General features: G+C 68.7%; 22 protein-coding genes and 1 pseudogene. 11 read left to right on the top strand and 12 right to left on the bottom strand.

Features of this window, described 5'->3' with window-relative positions; translation table 11 throughout:
• Nucleotides 1-127: 127 nt before the first annotated feature.
• Nucleotides 128-583, bottom strand: a complete 456-nt coding sequence (locus tag DIZ27_RS40625) for a transposase (RefSeq protein WP_109383355.1) — start codon at nucleotides 581-583, stop codon at nucleotides 128-130.
• Between the two features lie 424 nt (nucleotides 584-1,007).
• Between DIZ27_RS40625 and DIZ27_RS40620 the strand changes: the two genes are divergently transcribed.
• On the top strand, nucleotides 1,008-2,249 hold the full coding sequence (locus DIZ27_RS40620) for an IS110 family transposase (protein ID WP_109383354.1): 1,242 nt from the start codon (nucleotides 1,008-1,010) through the stop codon (nucleotides 2,247-2,249).
• Nucleotides 2,250-2,420: 171 nt separating this feature from the next.
• Here the strand turns inward: DIZ27_RS40620 and DIZ27_RS46285 are convergent.
• A pseudogene (locus DIZ27_RS46285) lies at nucleotides 2,421-2,744 on the bottom strand (transposase); the annotation flags it as partial.
• A gap of 426 nt (nucleotides 2,745-3,170) precedes the next feature.
• Here DIZ27_RS46285 and DIZ27_RS40610 point away from each other — a divergent pair.
• Complete coding sequence (locus DIZ27_RS40610; RefSeq protein WP_219933718.1) at nucleotides 3,171-3,437, top strand: hypothetical protein; 267 nt, start codon at nucleotides 3,171-3,173, stop codon at nucleotides 3,435-3,437.
• Nucleotides 3,438-3,852: 415 nt separating this feature from the next.
• Here DIZ27_RS40610 and DIZ27_RS40600 read toward each other — a convergent pair whose 3' ends face one another.
• Nucleotides 3,853-4,359 carry an ArsI/CadI family heavy metal resistance metalloenzyme gene (locus DIZ27_RS40600; RefSeq protein WP_109383353.1) on the bottom strand — a complete coding sequence of 169 codons (507 nt, stop codon included), beginning with the start codon at nucleotides 4,357-4,359 and terminating at the stop codon, nucleotides 3,853-3,855.
• Nucleotides 4,360-4,451: 92 nt separating this feature from the next.
• Here DIZ27_RS40600 and DIZ27_RS40595 point away from each other — a divergent pair, with 92 nt between their 5' ends.
• The 5 genes from DIZ27_RS40595 (at nucleotide 4,452) to DIZ27_RS40575 (ending at nucleotide 6,937) form a co-directional block, all read left to right on the top strand.
• Nucleotides 4,452-4,829, top strand: a complete 378-nt coding sequence (locus DIZ27_RS40595; protein WP_109383352.1) for a helix-turn-helix transcriptional regulator — start codon at nucleotides 4,452-4,454, stop codon at nucleotides 4,827-4,829.
• The gene (locus tag DIZ27_RS40590) at nucleotides 4,826-5,599 is read left to right on the top strand and encodes an aquaporin (protein ID WP_181383941.1); all 774 of its coding nucleotides are present in this window, start codon (nucleotides 4,826-4,828) and stop codon (nucleotides 5,597-5,599) included. The genes DIZ27_RS40595 and DIZ27_RS40590 overlap by 4 nt, the downstream gene beginning before the upstream one ends.
• The gene (locus DIZ27_RS40585; protein WP_109383351.1) at nucleotides 5,599-6,018 is read left to right on the top strand and encodes an arsenate reductase ArsC; all 420 of its coding nucleotides are present in this window, start codon (nucleotides 5,599-5,601) and stop codon (nucleotides 6,016-6,018) included. The genes DIZ27_RS40590 and DIZ27_RS40585 overlap by 1 nt, the downstream gene beginning before the upstream one ends.
• A gap of 155 nt (nucleotides 6,019-6,173) precedes the next feature.
• Nucleotides 6,174-6,452 carry an SHOCT domain-containing protein gene (locus tag DIZ27_RS40580; protein WP_109383356.1) on the top strand — a complete coding sequence of 93 codons (279 nt, stop codon included), beginning with the start codon at nucleotides 6,174-6,176 and terminating at the stop codon, nucleotides 6,450-6,452.
• Entirely contained in the window at nucleotides 6,449-6,937 is a 489-nt protein-coding gene (locus DIZ27_RS40575) for a hypothetical protein (RefSeq protein WP_258308806.1), read from the top strand. Before DIZ27_RS40580 ends, DIZ27_RS40575 begins: the two co-directional genes overlap by 4 nt.
• A gap of 217 nt (nucleotides 6,938-7,154) precedes the next feature.
• Here DIZ27_RS40575 and DIZ27_RS40570 read toward each other — a convergent pair whose 3' ends face one another.
• The gene (locus DIZ27_RS40570) at nucleotides 7,155-7,661 is read right to left on the bottom strand and encodes a hypothetical protein (protein ID WP_109383350.1); all 507 of its coding nucleotides are present in this window, start codon (nucleotides 7,659-7,661) and stop codon (nucleotides 7,155-7,157) included.
• Between the two features lie 92 nt (nucleotides 7,662-7,753).
• Between DIZ27_RS40570 and DIZ27_RS40565 the strand changes: the two genes are divergently transcribed.
• Nucleotides 7,754-7,987: a hypothetical protein gene (locus DIZ27_RS40565; RefSeq protein WP_109383349.1), complete on the top strand. Its 234-nt coding sequence runs from the start codon at nucleotides 7,754-7,756 to the stop codon at nucleotides 7,985-7,987.
• Between the two features lie 403 nt (nucleotides 7,988-8,390).
• On the opposite strand, the gene DIZ27_RS40560 is transcribed toward DIZ27_RS40565, so the two are convergent.
• Entirely contained in the window at nucleotides 8,391-8,594 is a 204-nt protein-coding gene (locus tag DIZ27_RS40560) for a cold-shock protein (RefSeq protein ID WP_109383348.1), read from the bottom strand.
• A 290-nt stretch (nucleotides 8,595-8,884) separates the two neighbouring features.
• On the opposite strand from DIZ27_RS40560, the gene DIZ27_RS40555 reads away from it, so the two are divergent.
• Nucleotides 8,885-9,211 carry a hypothetical protein gene (locus DIZ27_RS40555; protein WP_109383347.1) on the top strand — a complete coding sequence of 109 codons (327 nt, stop codon included), beginning with the start codon at nucleotides 8,885-8,887 and terminating at the stop codon, nucleotides 9,209-9,211.
• Nucleotides 9,212-9,511: 300 nt separating this feature from the next.
• On the opposite strand, the gene DIZ27_RS40550 is transcribed toward DIZ27_RS40555, so the two are convergent.
• Together DIZ27_RS40550 and DIZ27_RS45360 are read right to left on the bottom strand one after the other, a co-directional pair.
• Nucleotides 9,512-9,703, bottom strand: a complete 192-nt coding sequence (locus DIZ27_RS40550) for a hypothetical protein (protein WP_109383346.1) — start codon at nucleotides 9,701-9,703, stop codon at nucleotides 9,512-9,514.
• Between the two features lie 164 nt (nucleotides 9,704-9,867).
• Nucleotides 9,868-10,362, bottom strand: coding sequence for an SMI1/KNR4 family protein (locus DIZ27_RS45360; protein WP_146229083.1), 495 nt, complete (start codon nucleotides 10,360-10,362; stop codon nucleotides 9,868-9,870).
• Between the two features lie 383 nt (nucleotides 10,363-10,745).
• On the opposite strand from DIZ27_RS45360, the gene DIZ27_RS40535 reads away from it, so the two are divergent.
• Together DIZ27_RS40535 and DIZ27_RS40530 are read left to right on the top strand one after the other, a co-directional pair.
• Nucleotides 10,746-10,985 carry a hypothetical protein gene (locus tag DIZ27_RS40535; protein ID WP_181383940.1) on the top strand — a complete coding sequence of 80 codons (240 nt, stop codon included), beginning with the start codon at nucleotides 10,746-10,748 and terminating at the stop codon, nucleotides 10,983-10,985.
• Nucleotides 10,985-11,362, top strand: a complete 378-nt coding sequence (locus DIZ27_RS40530; protein WP_109383342.1) for a toxin Doc — start codon at nucleotides 10,985-10,987, stop codon at nucleotides 11,360-11,362. The genes DIZ27_RS40535 and DIZ27_RS40530 overlap by 1 nt, the downstream gene beginning before the upstream one ends.
• Nucleotides 11,363-11,680: 318 nt before the next feature.
• Here DIZ27_RS40530 and sbnA read toward each other — a convergent pair whose 3' ends face one another.
• The 5 genes from sbnA to DIZ27_RS40500 all read right to left on the bottom strand — a co-directional run bounded on the left by sbnA (nucleotide 11,681) and on the right by DIZ27_RS40500 (nucleotide 20,888).
• Nucleotides 11,681-12,733: a 2,3-diaminopropionate biosynthesis protein SbnA gene (gene sbnA, locus DIZ27_RS40520; protein WP_109383341.1), complete on the bottom strand. Its 1,053-nt coding sequence runs from the start codon at nucleotides 12,731-12,733 to the stop codon at nucleotides 11,681-11,683.
• A gap of 41 nt (nucleotides 12,734-12,774) precedes the next feature.
• Nucleotides 12,775-13,845 carry a 2,3-diaminopropionate biosynthesis protein SbnB gene (gene sbnB / locus DIZ27_RS40515; protein WP_109383340.1) on the bottom strand — a complete coding sequence of 357 codons (1,071 nt, stop codon included), beginning with the start codon at nucleotides 13,843-13,845 and terminating at the stop codon, nucleotides 12,775-12,777.
• Entirely contained in the window at nucleotides 13,842-14,849 is a 1,008-nt protein-coding gene (locus tag DIZ27_RS40510; RefSeq protein ID WP_109383339.1) for a TauD/TfdA family dioxygenase, read from the bottom strand. Before DIZ27_RS40510 ends, sbnB begins: the two co-directional genes overlap by 4 nt.
• A 36-nt stretch (nucleotides 14,850-14,885) precedes the next feature.
• Complete coding sequence (locus tag DIZ27_RS40505; RefSeq protein ID WP_109383338.1) at nucleotides 14,886-18,176, bottom strand: amino acid adenylation domain-containing protein; 3,291 nt, start codon at nucleotides 18,174-18,176, stop codon at nucleotides 14,886-14,888.
• 141 nt (nucleotides 18,177-18,317) lie between these two features.
• Nucleotides 18,318-20,888 (bottom strand): Pls/PosA family non-ribosomal peptide synthetase, encoded by a 2,571-nt coding sequence (locus tag DIZ27_RS40500; RefSeq protein WP_109383337.1) that lies wholly within the window; start codon nucleotides 20,886-20,888, stop codon nucleotides 18,318-18,320.
• Between the last annotated feature and the right edge of the window lie 472 nt (nucleotides 20,889-21,360).

Raw genomic sequence — 21,360 nt, 5'->3', positions numbered from 1 at the left:
GGGCGGGCGGGGGGGTGGCGGGACGGGCGGGGCGGGCAGGCCGCGGAGGCGCGGGAGCGGGCGGCCGGGTTTAGGGCGAAGGGGCTGGTGGAGGGGGGGTGGCTCGTCGAGGCGGGGCCGGGGTTGTTCAGGCCGGGGCCGGGTTGGTCTGCTTGAGGCGGCGGGGTGCGGGGGCACCGCCGCGGGCGAGGCGGCGGGTGGCGGGGATGGTGGCCGCCCACCAGGTCATGGCCTCGGCACTGTCGGTGCGCGTTTCGTAGTCGCGGGCGAGGCGGCGGGCCCGGATCAGCCAGGCGAACGTCCGCTCCACGACCCAGCGGCGGGGCAGGACGGTGAAGCCGGTGATGTCGTCGGGGCGTTTGACGATGGTCAGCGCGAGGGCGAGGACGCCGGCGGCGAAGGTGACGAGCCAGCCGGTGTAGCCGCCGTCGGCCCAGACCAGGCGGAGTGCGTGGTGCCGCTCGCGCAGGGCCCGCAGCAGGTCGGCGCCGGCGTCGCGGTCGCTGACCGAGGCGGCGGTCACGATCACGGTCAGGAGCAGGCCGAGGGTATCGGTGGCGATGTGCCGCTTGCGCCCGTTGATCTAATGGGCGACAGATGAGGCCGCTGAAGCCCACTGGCGACCAGGGCCATCCGAGCCCTAGGTACAGACCGGCTCAGTGGACTCATCGCCCTCGCCGCCGATCGCCGGCGTCAGCATGATGCCCTCCGTTGATCCGGGCTACGAGCTCTCAAAGAAGACGGGCGCGTGGTGACGCTCGCCATCGGCGGCGAGGGCGATCAAGCAATCGACCCGATGATGATCGTGGTCCAAGCCCCCTGCGGGGACCACCTCCCACGTTCACGGGAGCCACCGAGCTCCTGTCCAGACCGAGGGCCCCGCAGGTCGCTGGGGTCATGAACGACTAATCGGATGTCGGGCCACCGAGCCCTTCCATTAGGGAGACGCATGCCCTGCACGGCTGTGACCAGCCAGAACACAGGTCCGATAGGAAAGCGTGAGGCGAGTGAAGGCGTTCTGCGGAATCGACTGGGCCAGCGACCATCACGACATAGCCGTCGTTGACGAAACGGGCTCGCTGCTGGCCCGCGCTCGCATTGATGACACCGCGGAGGGTCTTGACCAGTTGCTGCGGATCCTCGCCGAACAGGGCGACACCCCGCAGGAACCCATTCCCGTGGCCATCGAGACCTCACGTGGTCTTCTGGTCGCCTGCTTGCGCACGACGGGCCGCCCCGTATACGCCATCAACCCGATGGCCGGAGCCCGGTACCGAGATCGACACACGGTCTCCCGCAAGAAGTCCGACCACCTGGACGCCATGGTGCTGGCGAACATTCTCCGCACCGATGCCGCAGCTCACCGTCAGCTGCCCGCCGACTCCGAGCTGGCCCAGGCCGTCGCCGTGCTCGCCCGTGCTCAGCAGGACGCGGTCTGGGACCGCACCCAGGCCGGCAACAAGCTGACCTCCCACCTGCGCGAGTACTTCCCCGGCTTCCTGGCCGCTGTCGGCCACCGGCGCGAGGGGATCTACCACTCCATAGCCCGAACGCTCCTGGCCGCGGCCCCCACCCCTCAGCGGGCGGCGAAGCTCACCCGGGCACAGCTTCGGGCCTTGTTGAAGAAGGCCGGGCGGAAGAACACCATCGACAAGGAGGTCGAGCGCCTCCACGCTGCCCTCCGCATACCGCAGATGCGGCATCTGCCCCTCGTCGAGGAGGCGATGGGACGGCAAACGCTCGCGCTATTGCGGCAGTTGGAGGCCGCGTGTGTGAGTGCCGACGATCTCGCCGAAGCATCGGTGCAGGCGTTCGAGATGCATGCCGATGCGGAGATCATCACTAGCTTTCCGGGACTGGGGCCGCTCAGCGGAGCCCGCGTCCTGGCCGAGATCGGGGACGACCGGAGCCGGTTCGCCGACGCCAGAGGTCTGAAGGCATACGCGGGCGCCGCTCCCGTCACCAGGGCGTCCGGCAAGAGCGTGTCCGTGGTGGCTCGCAGGGTCAAAAACCAGCGGTTGGCCAGCGTCGGCTATATGTGGGCCTTCTCCGCGATGGCTCACTCGGACGGAGCACGAGCCCACTACGACCGCCGACGTGAAGCCGGAGATCGCCACACAGCCGCCCAGAGAAACCTCTTCAACCGAATGATCGGCTGCCTTCACCACTGCCTGACACACCGCGTCACGTTCGACGAGGCCGTGGCCTTCCCGAGCAGGCGAGAACCCCACCTGGCCCTCGCTGCTTGACATGTTCTTCGCATCGGATGTCTTCTTTCCGGCGTCGTAGCCGCGTGAGCGGGCCGGCACCGTGGCGTCGCCTTTCACGGACTGCGAGTCGATGATCGCGGCCGTCGGCTCGGTGTCCTTGCCGGCCAGTTCGCGCAGGCGGGCACGGAGCCGTCCGTAGAGTTCCTTGATCAGGTCGTTGTCGCGCCAGCGGCGGAAGAAGCGGTAGACGGCCCGCCACTTCGGGAAGTCGCGCGGCAGGCTTGCCCAGCGCACCCCCTCGGCGACCAGGTAGCGCACGGCATCGATCACCTGACGGTGGCAGTAGCTTTCCGGGCGTCCGCCCCGTCCGTTGAGCCAGGCCGGGACGGGGAGCAGGGGCCGGAGCACGGCCCACTCCGCGTCCGTCAGATCGGAGKCGTAGCCCGGTTCGCGATCCGGGTTGTCCGCGGCGTTGCCGTACAGATGGGCGAGGCAGTCACACGGTGAGGTGCCGGAGCTGGACGGGGCGGACACGGGCAGGACAGAGTGGGACACGAGGGCCTCCTGGTGCTCGGTTGACTCGACATCACCGAGATGTTCAGGAGGCCCTTCTCCTATGCGCCGACGACCACGTGTTCATCTGAACGAGCACCGCGCGGACGCAGGTTCGAGCCGCAGCCGTGCCACCCGGATTGGGAATCGCTTCTTAGACCCCCGCGGCCGCGACGGCATCCACGAACTGCTCGACATCGAGACCGCCCGAGCCACCGCCGACACCCTCACCACCCTCCACGACGACCTCACCCACGGTGTCGGAATCTCCGGCCCCGCCGCACGGCGCGCGATCCACGCCGCGGCGCAGACCCCGACCTTCTCCGGGTCCATCCCACCCACCGCCAGGCCCGCAACATCCTGGGCAACCCCGCCCTGACCGTCTACGACAACCCGCACGCTTTCCTGATGTGCGTCTACAACCGGGATCGGGCGCTGTGCCACCGGCTGGACGTCGCCGACGCCCCGCGGCTGGACCGCTGCCAGCCGTCCTGCGCGAACAACGCACGCACCGACCAGCACGCCGACCAACTCCGCCAATACGCACAGGCGCTGGAGAAGCAGGCCGCCTCCGAGGCGGTGCCCGACCCGCTCGCCCGACGCGCCGGACACCTGCGTCAGCTGGCGGACCGGCACGAACACGACCGCATCCACTTACAGGAGCCGACGTCATGAGCCCAGCCCCGGATGAACGCGAGCGGATCCGTGTCGCAATGGACCGCATCCTGGGCGGCACACCGCAGCAGTCGAACGGAGCGCTGACGATCGTCGCCCTCGTGCTCGAGGCCGGCATCTTGCGGAACGCTCTCACCCAGCGGCACACCGACCTGAAGGCGGAGTTCTACGACAAGGCCCGTGCCCGGGGCGGGACGCCGGACAGCGAGCGGCGTCTGCTCCAGCACGTTCGGCGGCTCAAGGAGCTCCGGGCTGCCGACCCGGAGGAGATCGCCCAGCTCAAGGCGGACATCGAGGCTCTGGTGGGGCCCTGCACCAGGCCACGACAGAGAACAGCCATCTGCGCCAGCAACTCGCCGACCGCCATGCGTCGTGCGCGTGCTGTCGGCGCAGGCGCCGCCCGGCAGGTAGCGGGTCAGCTGGCGCAGGCGCACCCGGCGGCGGCCTTCGCCTCGGCCGAGGTCTGGGACGGGTCGACGGCCTGCTCCTCGGGGGTGCAGCAGGCGGTGGTCCCGCAGCAGGCGTCCGGGGCGGTGCCGGCCTTGTCCAGGGTGCCGGCGTCGGCCTTGACCACGTACACCTCCCACGGCTCCTTGCCCGGGCCGGTCACCCACACCTTGTCCTGCAGGGCGTAGCAGCAGGAGGTGTCGTTCTCCTCGAACGTGGCCAGGCCCGCTTCCTTCAGCCGGGTCGTGGCGGCGGTGACCTCCTCGGTGCTGGCGACCTCCACACCGAGGTGGTCCAGACGGGTCTCCTCTCCTTCCTCGCCCTCGATGAGGACGAGCTTCAGCGAGGGCGAGGTGATCGCGAAGTTGGCGTAGCCCTCGCGCCGCTTGGCGGGCTCGGTGCCGAACAGCTTGGAGTAGAAGGCGATCGAGCTTTCCAGGTCGGCGACGCGCAGGGCGAGCTGGACTCGGGACATGGCGGTCTCCCATCCGGGACAAAACCCTGCATCGACGGCCGTCGATACAGCGGAGGTTGCCACTTTGAATAGATGACTGTCAACATAGAGGTATGTCGAAACAAGCTGATCTACCGCTGGTCGGCCAGGAGGGAGTGTGCTGCGCCCCGATGGTTCGCGAGCCGCTGGGTGAAGTGGACGCGGTCGAGCTGTCGCGGATGTTCAAGGCGCTGTCGGACCCCGTCCGGCTGCGGCTGCTCTCCCTGATCGCCTCCCACGAGGGCGGGGAAGCGTGCGTGTGCGACCTGATCGGCCCGTTCGACGTCTCCCAGCCGACCATCTCCCACCACCTGAAGGTGCTCCGCAAGGCCGGGCTGGTCGGCTCCGAGCGGCGCGGCACCTGGGTGTACTACTGGGTGCTCCCCGAGGCCCTGGCGAAGCTGTCCGCCCTGCTGCAGACCCCTGCCGTGCCCGCGAAGGCTTCCGCGTGAGCGCCCCCGTGCCGCTGGCGCGGCGCGCGACGGCCGAAGCGGCCGGCACCGCGGCACTGGTGGCCGTGGTGGTCGGCTCCGGGATCCAGGCGACCGAGCTGACCCGCGACGTCGGCGTGCAACTGCTCGCCAACTCCCTCGCCACCGTCTTCGGCCTGGGCGTGCTCATCGCCCTGCTCGGGCCGGTCTCCGGGGCACACTTCAATCCCGTCGTCACGCTCGCCGCCTGGTTCACCGGCCGCCGCACGGCCGACGGCCCGAGCCTGCGGGAGGTGGCCGCCTTCGTGCCCGCCCAGATCGCCGGGGCCGTCGGCGGCGCGGTCCTCGCGGACGCCCTGTTCGCCCGGCCGCTGGTGCAGTGGTCGACGCACGACCGGTCCGCCGGCCACCTGTGGCTGGGCGAACTGGTCGCCACCGCGGGACTGGTCTGGCTGATCTTCGGGCTGGCCCGGGCGGGCCGGGCGCACCTGGCGCCGCTTGCGGTCGCTGCCTACATCGGCGCCGCCTACTGGTTCACCTCCTCCACCAGCTTCGCCAACCCGACGGTGACCATCGGCCGGGCGTTCACCGACACCTTCGCCGGCATCGCCCCCGCGTCCGTGGCACCGTTCCTCGCTGCCCAACTCGCCGGCGCCGGCGTCGTCCTGGTCCTGGTCTCCGTCACCTTCGGGCGCCCGACGCCCATAACCGGGGACGAGGTTGTCGTCCCGCACAACGAGCAGCAACTCGCCACCCCCGCCCGACCCGCTGAAGAAAGCGCCCTGTCCTGATGAGTACTCCCGCTACCCCATCCGTGCTGTTCGTCTGCGTGCACAACGCCGGCCGGTCCCAGATGGCCGCCGCCTTCCTCACCCACCTCGCCGGGGACAAGGTCCAGGTCCGCTCGGCCGGCTCCGCTCCCGCCGACGCCGTGAACCCGGCCGTGGTGGAGGCCATGAGCGAGGCCGGCATCGACATCTCCGCGGAGATCCCGAAGGTCCTCACCACCGAGGCGGTGCGGTCCTCGGACGTGGTGATCACCATGGGCTGCGGAGATGCCTACCCGTACTTCCCCGGCAAGCGGTACCTGGAGTGGAAGCTGGACGACCCCGCCGACCAGGGCGTCGAGGCCGTCCGGCCGACCCGGGACGAGATCGAGCGGCGCATCCGCGGCCTGCTCGCCGAGCTCGGCATCGAGGCCACGTCGTAAGCGCCGCCCCGACCTGCACCCGGACCCCTAAGTTGCCGCGACGGTGCGACGGGGCCGTTCGGCCCTTGGAGGGGCACCAGATTGCCCCTACGCACCGAGGCCACCGGTGACGCACGCTGGAAACCGGGAGCGGCAACGCCCGGAAGGTGATCGTCATGATGTGGTACGACGGCGGCTGGGGCTGGGGAGGCTGGTTCTTCTTGGTCGCGTTCATGGTGCTGTTCTGGGCGCTGGTGATCTTCGGCATCGTCGCGCTCGTCCGCTACTTCAGCGGTGCCCATCACGACCGCCAGGCCGGACGGCCTCCCTCTTCCGGTGAGCCGGGACGGGGAAGCAGGGGGGCCGAGGACCTGCTTGCCGAGCGGTTCGCCCGCGGGGAAATCGACGAAGACGAGTACAAACGACGGCTCGCGCTGCTGCGGGAGCACCGGTGAACCCGGACCGCCGGCGCGGCACAAGGTTGATCATCGCCGGGGCGGTCGCCGCGCTGGTGCTGGGCATCGCGACCACCATGGTGCTGGCTGGCACCGGCGCCTTCCGCCATGCCGCTCCTGCGGCATGGCGGGCCCAGGGAGCGCGCTGCAGCGCGCCGGCGCTGCCGGGCCAGGTGGTGGACATGACCGCGAGTGACATGGGGCGGGGCATGATGGGCGGTACTCCCGGCGGGTACGCCCTGCGCATGATGCGTCTTGTCGCCCGTCCTGCCACGGTCTCCGCCGGTGTGGTGTCGCTGCGGGTGTTGAACACCGGTGCCATGGCGCACGAGGCAGTGGTGCTCCCGCTGCCGTCGGGTCAGGGCATCGGGGAGCGCCCCACTGGCCCTGACGGGAAGGTCAACGAGGCGGGCAGCCTGGGCGAAGCGTCCCGCAGCTGCGGAGCGGGCGAGGGGGACGGCATCGCCCCTGGCGCGATGGCATGAACCACGCTGACGCTGCGTCCCGGGCGCTACGAGCTGGTGTGCAACCTCCCCGGCCACTACCTCGCCGGGATGTACACCGAACTCGACACCACCACCCGGTAATAGGCTCGACATCACCACCCGGTAATAGGCTTGTGTGCCCGGCCATCAACGCCGCCGTTCCTGAGGCCCCCATAAGACGCCAAAGCCCAGTCATCGACTGAGCTGGCGGGCTCCTTCACTTCAACACGCTGCACTTGACAGAGAAGGTGTCGTACAGCCATCGCAGGAAGGCGTCCATCGTGTGGCGCGGCCGGGCGGCGCGGTCCCTCTGCTTGTCCTTGAGCTGCCGTACGGCGACGACTCCTTCGTCGGTGAGGTGGACGTCCGGGGTGCCGGCGAGGCCGCGGGCGATGTGCACCAGGCCGCGCTGTTCCAGGTGGAGGGCGAGGACGGTGGGGTCCTCGTCTTCCAGCTGGAGCTCCTCGACGAAGCGGGTGACGTCGACGTGCTCGGCCGGGCGCTGTTGCGCGTGGGTATCCAGCCGCATCGGCAGCCGGGCGAGGTAGGCGCTGCTTTCGAGCGTTTCGCCGGGTAGCGCGCCGCCGGCGGCGGAGCCTTCGAACTGGACTGGCCCGCGAATCGACGTGCTGCATGCCGGACGGGTGGCCTCGACGAAGCCGACCGCCCGGCGGTCACCGGGATGACACGGCAGCAGGAGCGGTCCGCGGCCCCTCCCGCTCACGGCCCGGTTCGAGGGCCCTGACTATGCTGATCATCGCGCGGTGGGTGCGAGACGGTTGCGCCACTCCGGTTGCTCTGGGAAGGGGTGGGGGCGTGGCCAAGCCTGTACACGCGGCTGTCGGGGGCGTGTGGATCAAGTGCAGCTTCTGCCAAGGCGATCTGTTTCGGGACCGGGAGGTGAAACTCAACAGCACCGGCATGGAGTTCCTGAACTTCGGCTGGGCGAACGAGTCAGCGACCGGGCTGATCTGCTGGAACTGCGGCTATGTGCAGCTGTTCGTGAACAGAAATCTCGAACTGCACAAAGCGGAGAAAGGCGGGGGGTGACGCAGGTCCCCCGCAGGGGGTCGGCGAGCTCAGGTGCTGGAAACTTCGCCCGGACAGCACGGCGAATTACCCGGCCAACGATGCGAGCCGCGCCACTGGCTGGTGTGCCGCGCGGTACGGCGCCGCGGCGCGCGTCTCCGGGCGGGCGTACGGCCGGCTCGCTCCGAGCCGTCAGGAGCGCGGGTCTTTTTCTGCTCGTCCCGGTCGGCGAGTGCGGCCGGATACGGTCCACGGCAGCGGCTGGCACCCGACCGGACCGGCGGGTGAACTCCCCGGGACTTCCGGCGGAGGCCAGAAAACGGTTCGCCGCCGTCCGTGCCGGGTCGCTCGTGCGGCGGCGCCGCTTCGACGAGCCCGGGCCGGGGCCCGGAGCAGGTGCTCCGGGCCCTGGTGACGTTCGGGCTCAGGCGGGGGTGATGTTCTCCGCCTGCGGGCCCTTCTGGCCCTGGGTGATGTCGAAGGTGACCGCCTGGCCTTCCCGCAGCTCGCGGAAGCCGGAGGCGTTGATGTTGGAGTAGTGCGCGAAGACGTCCGGTCCGCCGCCGCCCTGGGCGATGAAGCCGAAGCCCTTTTCGGCGTTGAACCACTTGACGGTTCCGCTGGCCATGCTGGTGCCTCTCGGTCGCTGTCAGGAACCGCACCGCGCGGTCCTGGAGGTGATCGCCCTGGTCCGGCACTGCACGGCAAAGCGCCCGCGCGAAAGCGCGGGCAGGGACGGCGAACCACGACATCGGCAGCGACGCTACACGGTGAAACCGACCCTCACCAGAGAGCCACAACCGTGGCTCGCACCGGGCCGCCGACACCGGCCCCGCCTGCCCCGCCCCGCCATGCGCCCGGCCTGACCCCACCCTCAGCCGCAATCGCAGTCGTTCGCCGGGCCAGGGTCTGTTCCCCGTGACCGATCACCACCTGTACGGCACCAGCATCCACACCGCCGGCGCGCTGGCCCGGCTCGTCGGTGACCGCCTGGGCCTGGTCTTCACCGAGCGTGAGAGCGCCTGCCGGGGCATCTACCACCTCGCCGACAGCCCCGAGAAGCGGATCGAGCTCCAGCCCGACCCGATCCCCGGCGATGACGGCGATGACGACCTCTATGCCCCTGAGCGTCCCGCGGCCCAGGTGCTCCTGCCGACCACCACCTTGGCGCCTGACTCCACGCTGCAGGCCCGTCTGCGTTCTGTTGAAGGCCTCCACCATCTCAGCCACGCAGGCGGTTTTTGAACCCGGTCCGCGCGCACTGCGCGGGCCGAGAACGGCTCGCCGGCCCGCGGGCCGGCGCCTGACCGTGCTGCCCGGGGCCTGGGTGCCCCGGGCAGAGCACGGGAGCGTCTATGGGGTGGCGTCCTTGGCGGTGACGCGGTCGTCGAGCTGTCCCCTCCCGCCTTGTGCCACACTGGCACGGGCCCGCTGCGCCTCCCCCGTCGCAGCGGGCCTTTCACCTGCCCATCCCCGGCGTGCCGTGGTGGTGGGGCCGGGGTGTGCCCGCGGCCGGGCCCTGGCCGCCGGCACGGCCCGTGGGTGTCAGCGGCGGCCGCCGCGGTGGCGGCCCCAGGACTCGGTGTCCACCGTGCGGCCGCGGTCATCGCGCAGGGTGGCCGTGTCGGCGCGGTTGTCCCACACGTAGTGGCGGCGGCCCTGGTAGAGGTCGGTGCGAGTGTCGCGGCCGGTGCCGGTAATGACGAGCTGTCTCTGCTCATCAACCAGTTCCTCCACCTGTGCGGCGTCTCACGTCGATGCGCTGCACGTTCTCAGCAGGTGCCACCCTCGATTCCCGCGTGATGCCAACGAATCAAGGTTGTGACCAGCAAGGACGTCTGACATGCAGTAAGAGTCGAACTGGGCAGCGAAGTGAGACATCGCACGGGCCAATAACCCGCCTACCGCCAGTCGAGGCGCCCGTCGATCACGCGCGGCGCGTTGTCGTCCCCGAAGCCCCGCCCCTGGCACAGCGCGTCGGCGACCGCGGTCAGGCAGGCGGCGAACGCCGCCTGCCCCGGGGTCAAAAGTTCGGCCTCGGCGTAGTCGCCGAGCAGCCCGTACCCCTGGCCGGGGTGCAGTCGACAAAGCTGCCGCAGAAGCCGTCCGGGTCGATGGTGGTGATCGGCAAGTACCGCTGCCCGGGCTCGCCGTCCAGGCGCGCGGCCGCGACCGGGCCCTCGCACCACGCTCCCAGGTTCTCCAGGGGGCCGATCCCTTTCACCCTCGGGCAGGAAGTACCCGGTCGGCTCGGGGGCGTCGCGGGATGTGGGCCAGTCGACATCCGAGGCCGGTCCGGTGCCATTGCGCACCAGGTAGAAGGCGCGCACATCGGCCGGGACCGTCACGCCGGGATCCTGCTCCAGCGAGCGGAGCCCGCCCTCCGTCGCGGGCACCCGTCGGAAGGTGCGGGCGCATGCTCCGTCAACCACGTCTCGATCCGCGCCCAGGCGGCGAGAGTCTGTGCAGCCCGCACCTGGTCATCGGTCATGGCCCGGACCGTAGCCGTGGGGGATGGCACCGGCCGCCGGCCGCCGACGAGGCCTCACCCGGGCCCGGCACGGCGCACAGACCGGCACCATGTTCCGCCCGACGCCCTGGACGACGCCCGCCGCCGGTGACGGCCGGACCCGCGTCCGGATGCCCTCCGGGCACGACTGCCCGGACTGTTCCGGAACGGCGACGGCGCCGCTCCCGTGATTCCTGAGTTCCCGGGGGCCCTTGAGGTGATCCATATGAGGTCTGGCCGGCGTGGCACCAACTAGGTACCATCGGCGTTATGCCATCACTGAATGTGTCCTTCTCAGACGAGGAGATGGAGGGCGTCCGCGCGGCCGCCGCCGCAGAGGGCAAGAGCCTGAAGGCGTACCTCCACGATCTCGGCGTGCGCGAGATGCACCGCAAGCGGTTCGTCGCCGGCGCCGCCGGCTGGGCCGACAAGCTGCGAGACGAGTTCGACGAGGCGTTCCCCGAGGAGATCCCGCCGTCCCGGCGTGCTGGTGGGGCCGCGGCCGCCTGATGGATCTGCACGTTGATGTCTCCTGGCTCCTCGACGTCCAGGAGGCCGCCCTCGGGCACGAAGACGTGACGGTGGCCGACTACTCCGGGCTGGTGGCGGCCGTCGCGCGGCACAAGACCCGGATGCCGACGCTTGAGGCGTCGGATCCGGATGCGGCGTGGCGTGCGGCCGCGCTCCTGCACACGATTGTGCGCCTCGAGCCACTGCCGCACCGCAACAGCCTCTTTGCGGCTTTTGTCGCCGCCCAGTACATGGATCAGTGCAGTGAGGGGATTGATCCGCCTTATGGCGCCCTGTCCGATCTCGTCCGGAAAGTGCGGGACACCCGTCTGAGCGTCTATGCGGTGGCCGAGGCGCTGCGTTCCTGGAGGATCTGAGGCCGGATCGGCGAGCGGCGCAGGAGTGACCGTAACGGAAGTACGCCATCCACCCGCGGAGGAACAAGTTCAAGTCCCCCACGATCGCTTCGGGATGCAGCGGGAGCCGACGCCGGGCGGTGTTGCTTGCGAAGGCGACCACCGACAAACCCACCGGCACCTCACAAAACACCGCACTGGAGTACCCCGTGCCTGCCGGAGGATCCGAGCCCGCCGCCGGCGGCGCCGCTCGGCCCAGGTGACATGGAGCCGTGCGGCTGCCGTGTCTCCCGGATGGGCAGAACGCACGCTTCCCGGTCCTGGTGCTGACGGTGTTCGTCACCGCCGCCGGCGCCGCTTTGCGGGCGGATGTGGTGGGCGGCTCCCCTGGAGTGTGGGCACGGGGTCGGCCGCCCAGGGACCGGCTGCCGTTTCCTCGGCGTCGAGCATGTCCTCGCCGTAAAGATCGTGCAGCCAGTTGGACTGGTAAATGGTGTCGAGATAGCGCTCGCCGAGATCCGGGGCGATGGCCACCGCGGTGAGGTCACGCGTGTCATGGTCGTCCAGCCAACGCATCGCGCCGCTGACGACCGTGCCGGTGGAGCCGCCGAAGAGGAACCCGCGTTTGGCCAGGCGATGGCACGCACGGATGGTGTCCGTCTCCTCGACGCGTATCACCTCGTCCACGTAGGACTCGTCGAGCAGTGGCGGAGGCACGCTCATGCCGAGCCCGGGAATCATGCGGCGGCCCGGCGCACCACCGAAGGTCACCGAACCGACGCTGTCCACCGCGACGATCCGTACCGGCCGGTGCCACTGGCGGAAATAGCGTGCGCAGCCCATCAGAGTTCCGGTGGTGCCGGCGCCGACGAACAGTACGTCCAGGTGCGGGAAGCGCTGGGCGATCTCCGGCGCCGTCTTGCGGTAGTGCGCCTTCCAGTTGCCCGGATTGGTGTACTGACTGAGCCACACATACCGGTCATCGGAATCGCACAGCGCACGGACGTAGTCGAGCCGCGCGCTCAGAAAACTGCTTTTGGCGTCCAAGCTGGCGATGGTGTGCACCCGGCTGCCCAATGCCTCCATCAGAAGTCTGGTCGACAGGTTGCAGCGGGAGTCCGTCACGCACAGGAACCGGTAGCCCTTGCTCGCCGCGATCATGCTCAGCGCTACGCCGAGGTTGCCGGACGAGGACTCGACCAGGATCGACTCCGGTGTGAGGTCCCCGTCTCGTTCGGCGGTCTCCACCATCTCGGTCGCGGCCTTCAGCTTGATCGAGCCGGCGAAGTTGAAGCCCTCGCACTTCAGGAGCAGGGGGCGCCCGAAGAGGGGCTCAAGGTCGACATAGAGCTGGGACTCGTTGAAGGCATGGGGAGCGGATATGACGGGCACGACGGCCTCCTCCTCATCTGCGGCAGGGCGCTCCCGGACGGCTATCCGTAACGGCGCAGTTCGTGGAAGAAGTCGTCGATGACGTGCAGCTCTCCGGAGCGGACCAGTTCGTCGTAGACGTACTTGCCGACCGCGAGGTCGAGCACCCCGAGGCCGAAGGGTGAGAACACCACCGGCCGGCCCGTCGGCACTGTCACCCGCCCGGCCATCACGTCGTCCAACGTGCCCTGCAGGAAGTCCCGGTTGCCCGTGAGCTGCTCGGCCAGATGCGGCGAGGTGCCGGCCTTCAAGCAGTGCTCGACGTCATCCACGATGTTGGTCGAGGCGAGAACGATCTCCGGCGCCAGGTCGCGCAGCGACACATGCAGGACCACAGGATTGTGCGAGAACCACGAGGGGTCGCTGACGTGCGGCTCACTGGCGACGGTGGCGAAGACCACCAGGTCGCTGCCACGGATCAGCTCCTCGGCGCTGTGGTGCACCGTGATCCGGCCTGTGGTGTCCGRCTGCTCGAGGTAGCGGCGGAACCCTGCCGCGCTGTCGGCGGACAGGTCGTGTATGCCTGTCTCGTCGAACGACCAGCCGTTGCCGACCAGGAACGTGTGGATGTAGCGGGCGATCAGGCCCGTCCCGAAGAACCCGACGCGCGTGGGCCGTGGCCGGTCCCGGCTGAGCCGATCCGCGGCCAGCACCGCGGACGCGGCCGTCCTGGTGGCGCTGATGATGGAACTCTCCAGGCAGGCGAACGGGTAGCCGGTGTCCTGGTCGTTGAGGATCAGCACGGCGGACGCCCTCGGGATGCCGGCCTGTACGTTCTCCGGGAAACTGGAGATCCACTTCACGCCGTCCACCCGTACGTGTCCGCCGATCGAGGCCGGCAGCGCGATGATCCGGGAGGTCGGACGGTCGGGGAACCGCAGGAAGTACGACGGCGGGTTCACCGAGTCACCGGCACCGTGCAGCCGGTAGGTGACCTCGGCCAACTCGACGATCTGCTTCTCGCGCCCCTCCAGCACCTGCTGGACCTGGGCACCGGAGATCACCGCGAAGGGCCGCACGGTGTGCGGTTCGCCTGGTGCGGACGCCGTCACGGCGGTGGGGACGCTGGTCATCGGGCGGTCACCTCGAAGGTCGGCGAGCAGTCGGACATTCGCACCGGGTCGGCCATCGCGACGAGCACGTCGCGCGGTCCCTCGAAGGGCTCCCGGCTGTGCGCGGTGCGCAGGTTGTCGACGATCATCAGGTCGCCGGCCTGCCACGGCTCGCGTGCGGTGTGGGTCTCGTAGACCTTGTTGAGCAGTTGCACCACGTCCTCGCCGATCGGGTCGCCGCTTCCGAAACGGGTGTTGAACGGCAGCCCGTCGGCGCCGTAGACCTCCACGAGGTACTCGCGGACCTCGGGGGCCAACGTCCACTCGTTGAGGAACGCGACCTGGTTGAACCAGCAGCGCCGCCCGGTGACCGGATGGCGCATCACGGCGCTGCGGCGCTGTCTGGTGCGCAGGGTCCCGTCGGGCTGCCATTCGAACTCGATGGCGTTGTCGCGGCAGTAACTCTCGACAGCACTCCGCTCGTCGGTGCCGAACGCCTCGATGAGGGAGGACCCGATCTCGTCGTTGTAGCTGCGGGTGAGCAGCCAGCCCTCCCGCTCGAACCGCTCGGTCAACGCGGTGGGCAGTTCCTCGAGCACGGTCGCCGCGTCGGCCACTCCGGTCGCCCCGCCCTGCTGGGGCGCGGTGAGGCAGGCGAACAGCATCAGGCCGGGGAACTCGAGCGTGTAACTCTGTTCATGGTGCATGCACATCGGCTGGTTCGGCGGCCACTGCGCCGAGGAGTACACGCCGTCGACATAGGTCCGCCGGGGTGCGAATGCCTCTCTCTCGGCCATCAGTCTGGTGCTCAGCCGCTGGAAGACGGCACTGGCCCCGGCCACATCACGCAGCCCGAGGCCGCGGACCAGGACGCAGCCGTGCTCGGCGACGACGGCGCGTAGCGCCTCTCGGTGCTCGGCTGCCCAGCGCGTCGCGTCGCTGGTGATCTCGGCCCGCAGTATCGGAGGCCGGCCGGGTTGGAGTTCGACCTCGTCGAGCAGCGACGCCGGGGATATGGAGGACATCCTGATTTCCTTTCAGTGTGCAGCTGTGTGTGCCGCTCAGGAAGCAGGCAGTAGTTCGACGGTGCGCAGCACGGCCTGCGCTGCCTCGGACGGACGGCTGCGCAGGAAGTAGTGGCCGCCCTCGGCGAGTTCCTGCAGGTCGATGTGGACCGCGAGGAGCTCCCAGTCGCGGTGGCGTCGCGGATGATCAGCCGTGATCGGGTCGTCGGCGGCGACGACCACGGTGACCGGCACGGACAGCTTCACCGCTGGGGGAGTGTCGAGGAGATCTGCGAAGTAGCGGTGTGCGGACACGCAGTCGTGCCGGTAGGCCGCACCGATGTGCTCGGCGCGCTGCGCGTCCAGCTCATGGAGCTCGGCGTAGCCGCTGTCCGCACTCAGCTTCGCGGCGATCTCGGCGTCGCTCAGCCCGGTCAGCTCGGTGACTGCGTCGCGCCGGTCAGCGGCATTGCCGAGCAACTGCGCGCCGATGAAGACCCGTTGGACATCCACCCCGTGCTCGTCCAGCTGTCTGGCCGTCTCCACGGCGAAAGCCGCGCCAGACGAGTGCCCCCACAACAGGACTTCGCGCGGGCCGCATTCGGTGATCTCGGCGACGACCTGAGCAACCACGTCTGCCATCGACGCGAAAGGCTCGCTCTCGGCGGCCACGTCGTGACCGGGCAGCTCAACGGCGTAGACCGCGATCCCACTGCCCAGCAGGGCCTTGGCCATCGGCTGGAAGTTCACCGCGTTGCCGCCGGCGTAGGGGAAGCACACCAGGGCACCAGTCGGCGCACCGTCCGGTTCGCACAGCGACTGAAGCAGCCCGGAACGCCGATCGGACCTGCCGTCGACCAGCGCGGCCAGATCGGCGAGGACCGGATGCCGGGTCACGTCCTTGAGTGACACCGTACGGTCCAGAGTGATCACCAGCTGTACGGCTGACAGCGATGTGCCGCCTCGGTCGAAGAAATGGGTCCGTCGATCGATCTGAGCCTGCGGGATGCCGAGCACCTTCGCCCAAGCGGCCGCCAACCGCTGCTCGGTCGGCGTCCCCGGCAGGTGGGAGCCTCCTTCGCCGTCCTCGACGACGTCCGGTTCTTCCACGAGTGCTGCCAGTGCCCTCTTGTCGGTCTTGCCGTTGGCGGTCAGCGGCAGTCTTTCCCGCCAGTGGAAGGCCGACGGCACCATGTACTCCGGCAGCGACTCACCCAGCCGGCCCCGCAGGTCCTCGACGGGGAGCGACGTCGGGCCGGAGTAGAAGGCCACCAGGTGCTTGCCCCGGTCGGGTGGCTCGGCGACCACCACCGCACCGTCGCGGACGCCGGGTACCTGCAGCAGGGTGTTCTCGATCTCGCCGATCTCGATCCTGAAGCCGCGGATCTTGACCTGGGTGTCACGACGTCCGAGGAACTCCAGCTTGCCCTCGGGCAGCCAGCGGCCGTGGTCGCCACTGCGATAGAGCCGGGCTCCCTCGCGGTGCGGATCGGGCATGAAAGCCTGCTTGGTGCGGTCGGGGTCGTTGACGTATCCACGGCCGACACAGACGCCGGAGAAGACGATCTCGCCGGGAGCGCCGAGCGGTACCGGTGACAGCTGTTCGTCGACGACGTAGACGTGCACATTGCTGACGGGGGGACCGAGCGGGACCCGTTCGCGGTCCGGCACCCGGTCCAGGACCTCGTGGTTGGTGTCGTCGCAGGTCTCGGTCAAGCCGTAGGCGTTGACCAGCTTGATGCCGGGCTTGGCCGCGAACCAGCGCTGCGTGAGCTCCTTCTTCAACGCCTCACCGGTGACGGACACGTACCGCAGGTCGGGCAGCTCGCGCGGGTGCTGCTCCAGATACGTCAGGACGACTTCGAGGTACGACGGCACGACCTGGAGCACGGCGACCCGGCCGCGGGCGATCCTGTCGACGAACCGCTGGACGTCCAGGATCACCTCCTGCTCGACCAGCAGGGTCCGCCCACCCACCAGGAGGGCGGACAACAGTTGCCACAGCGAGATGTCGAAGCACTGCGGGGCGGTCTGGGCGACCACCTGTCCCTCGTCGACCTCGAGCTCCAGGTCCTCGATCTTGGCGTAGAGGTGGTTGAGCATGCCCGCGTGCTCGCACATCGCGCCCTTGGGCTCTCCGGTGGAGCCGGAGGTGAAGTAGATGTAGGCGAGCTGGTCCGGCGCGACGGCGATGCCCAGGTCGTCGTCACGACCGCCCTCGTCGTACGCCGTGCCGGTGAAGAGCTTCTGGACTCCTGGCAGCGAGTCCAGGGCCTGGTCGAGCGAGTCGGTGCTCGTGGGTTCGGTGAGCACGAGCCCGCATTCGGCGCGGGAGAGCATGGCCGCGATGCGATCGGCCGGGAAGCGTGGATCGACGGGCAGGTACACGCCTCCGGCCTTGAAGACCGCGAGGACGGAGGCCATCCAGTCCAGGTTCCTCTCGGTCACCACCGCGACGACACCTTCGCGTCTCAGCCCCCGCGCCAACAGGGCTCGTCCCAGCTGGTTGGCACGTGCGTTGAGCTCCTGGTAGGTCCACTCCCGGTCGCCGTGCACGGCGGCGACGGCCTTCGGGTGCAGCCTCACCCGCTGTTCGAACAGCTCGTGCATCCGGGCGTCCGGCAGGGTACGGCGCGGTCCGGACAGCCCTTCGAGCTGGAACCGGAGCTCCTCGTCGGAGAGCAGGCTCTGCCGCGCGTGCTCGGCATCCGGATCCGCTGCGATGAGCGCGAGCGTGGTGAGGTGGTAACCGGCGATCCTGGCGGTGTGGTCCGCGTCGAGTACGTCGGTCCGGTACCGCAGTCGCAGTGTGGGCCGGCCCCTGCGCTCCGAGAACGCCATCCACAGCACGGTGTCTTTGGGGAGATCGCCGACAACCTCCGTCGGACAGGGACCGAGCGCCGGATTCGGATCGAGGACGGTCTCGATCGACGGTCCGGCGAGGTTCAGCTCGCGTCTGAGTTCGTCGACCGGAAAGTCCTTGTGCGCCAGCAGTTCCGACGCGACGCGATGGGTGTCGACCAGCAGCGCCCGCCATGATGTCGGCGCGGTCGTCAGCCGGCAGGGCAACGGTCGGCCGCCCTCCTCCACCACGTAGCCGGTTGTGACCTCGTGCTCGCCTGACAGCGCGGCGAGTACCTTGGCGTGCGCGGCCAGCATCACGGAGCCGAGAGGCATCGTGAGATCCTCCGCCAGCCGGCGCAAGGCGTTCATGACGTCGTCCGAAATCGTGGCCTCGTGCTCGTCGACACCCGTCACCGGCCGGAGCGTCCACCGAGGGATCGTGGTGGATCCGCCGGTGACGAGCACACCGCGCCAGAACTCCCGGTCCGCCACTCGCGTTGCCATCGATCAGTCCCTCTCCACTTGCCGTGGCCACCATGTCTGTCGCCGCCGACCAGGCCGGCTCCTCTGTCTTCGTCGCTGTCGGCGGACCGCCGGGCCGGACCGCCCGGCCGGTCGAGCCGACTTGATCAAGACGGTCCTGTGCTATCCCTGCCGCGCCGGTRCCGGGGGCTGACCGGGGGCGCCGCTCAGCTCCGTGGCCGGGTTCCCACCCCACCGCGCGTGCCGCGGGACTTCCTCGCCCTTCATGAGGAAGGAGTCGGGTACGAGTACTGAGCCGTCACCCATCGTCACTCCGTAGTGGACGTGGGAGCCGACACCGAGGGTGCATCCGTCCCCTAGCGTGCTGCGGTCGGACTTGAAGGTGCCGTCCTCCTGCGAGTGACATTGGATCTTGCTCCCCGCGTTGAGGGTGCAGTCGTTCCCGATGGTGGTGAGCATCCGCTCCGTCAGATAGCAGCCGTCATCGAAGACCCTGCTGCCGATCCGGACACCCAGGAGCCGCCAGATCACGTTCTTGAAGGGGGTGCCGTTGAAGATGTCGAGGTACTCGTCAGGAACCTTCCACAGACGCTCGTGCCACCAGAAATACGGGTCATAGATGGAGCACAACTGCGGTTGCAGCCCGCGGAAAGCCACGATGGCACGCTCCACCAGTACGAAATAGAGGGGGGTGAATGCCAGGCTGAGCACCAGGAACGCCGCGATTGCTCCGTGACCGAGGGAGTCATACAGTTCGGCATTCATGAGGGCAAGCACAGTGACGGCGAAGAAGAAAAGCCACCGTACGAGCAGGAAGAGGACCATCGACCGGATGTTGAAGCGGTTCTTGGCAGCAAGGTTGCGGTGCAGCTCGGCCCCGGTCCGCATGTGATCGAACCGCAAGTCGCGCTCCACCGAACGGGGAATCTCGAAGCACGGCGAGCCGAGCAGACCCACCCCCTCACGTACCTCGCCATCGAGTGGAACCATCACCTTCGTCGCGAGGAGACAGTTGTCGCCCGTCTTCGCCCCGGACGGATACGCGATGTTGTTCCCGAGGAAGTTGTGCCGTCCGATCGACGCACGGGACACCCGGAAAGACGTACTCGAAAAGTCGGCATTGACGATCGACAGGCCGTCAGCGATCATCGTACCGCTGCCGACAGAGCACAGATACGGGGTCTCGTGCTGTACTTCCGTGCCGAAGTTGGACCCGGTCTGCTCCACCTGTGACAGGTCGTATCCAAGGCCGCGCAGGTAGTGGACGATGTAGGAGCTGTCGCCGAAGAGCCATGTGAAGAACTTGACGTTGGTGATGCGCGCGATCGTCCGGTGCATTGAGTAGTGAAAGCCGTACAGCGGATACACCTTGTCCGGCTCGACGAGCAGATTCAGCAGGCGCGGCACGGTGAACAGAGCGACGATGCCCACGACGACGAAGCTGAAGAACAGAACGCAGGACACGAKCAGYGCATCGACATAGAGCTCCGCCGACACGAGCCCTGTCACACCCGGGGCCAGCCGGTCGTTCAGTGCCGGTACTTCCGCCAGCAGCATGTACAGGCCCCCGACGGCCAACGGCACGGTGAGGAAGAACAGCTGACCCACTGTGGCGAGGCCGAAGCCGACCCGGCGCAAAGTGCCGCACTTGGCGGGCGGGATCCGCACGTAGTCGAGCTCTGTGCGCTGCGCCGGAGATCCGTGCCACCGCTGGTCGCCGGGGACCGCTTGGCCGCTGTGCAGTGATGACGYATGACCGAGCTGCGCCCCGTCACCCATCGACGTGGCRATGTCGAGCACGGTCTTCTCGCCGATGAACACATTTCGGCCCAGGGTGACCGGACCCGTCTGAATGCGGCCGGCGTGCGCCCGGTAGCACAGGAAGTACGACTCCTTGCGGATCACCGTGCCGGCGCCGATCGTGAGCAGGTCGGTGCAGACCGGAACGGTGCGCGAGAGGATCGTGACACCCGGGCCGATGYGTGCGCCGAGTGCCCGKAGGTAGAGCACATACAGGGGGTTTCCGACGAAGAAGACCATCGGGTTGGCGTGGAGCAGTACCTTGACGGTCCAGAAGCGGAGATAGGTCAGACCCCAGACCGGGAAATCGCSTTCTTTCCACCGGCCGATGAGGATCCATTTGGCYGCGACCGGGAAGGTGCACATGCCGAYGAAGCCGRCGCCGCCGAAGACGACCGATYGTAGGTAAATGTCCGTCACRTTCGAGCCGGCGGATATCCATAGATAGCCGCGTTCGGTGAGGATTGCGAYGAGGAARGAGTAYCCCAGGAAAAGCAGGAACTGCAGCACTCCGCAGAGGGTGTACTGCAGCGTGCTGCCCGGAGTCACGGACTCCGAGGGTGCTCGGTCCGGCGAGCCGGCGGGGGAGGGTGTGGCAGTGATGCCGGTTCCGGCGTCGGTGACTGCCGTCGCCAGGCTGCGGATCGTCCGGTGATGGTAGACGTCTTTTATCGACACTGACGGCAGATCCGCTCGTTTCCTGACGCGTGCGCAGAATTGTGCCATCACCAATGAATTGGCGCCGAGGTCGTCGAAGAAGTTGGCGTCGACCGAAACCTGGTCGACGCCCACGACGCCGGCGAGTACCTCGGCGAGGTTCCTTTCCGTGTCGGGCGACGGGCTTTTGTCTTTCGACGGGGCGTGCGTCCTGTGCTCGGCGGCTCCAGATTCATCCGGCACGGTCGTCAGGGACTCGGCAGACCTCTCCGGCATGCAAGCTCCTTGAGTACCCACGGAACCATCACTTCTAGTCTGGGTCGTCCACCGGCGGGGTGCCACTCGACTCGATCACGGTGGCGCGACACGGGGAGGCGTCGATGCCGGGGATTCGGTTGCCACGGCTTCGGCGTCCGGTATGCAGAGCGGGTTCGTGCTGCTGAGACGGAGCTCGTGGTGTCGTGTTTTTGCTCGGCCCGGATCCACCGGATGGGTTCCCGCGGGATCGTTCGTGATGGCGTCCCGCGACGTGGTGTAGGCGATCAACGTTGGGGCGTACGCCGGGGCGTGCGGTCACCTGGATTTCGCTCCCTGCCCGACAGGTGGGCCACCATGCAACTCTCCCTGGTAAACGGCCAGTTCAACCAGGAGGTGCAGGGTGGCCCTGTCCCAGCATGACTTACTCCGGCTGCTGGAGTCACTGCGTTCGGCAGACGGGCTCGAACTCGTCCGTTCCGTGGCCGAGCGG

The organism is Streptomyces sp. NWU339 (assembly GCF_003143855.1).
In the GTDB taxonomy this organism is placed as follows: Bacteria; Actinomycetota; Actinomycetes; order Streptomycetales; family Streptomycetaceae; genus Streptomyces.
The sequence above is the reverse complement of the archived record's forward strand: the minus strand, read 5'-3'. Positions and strand labels throughout refer to the sequence as shown.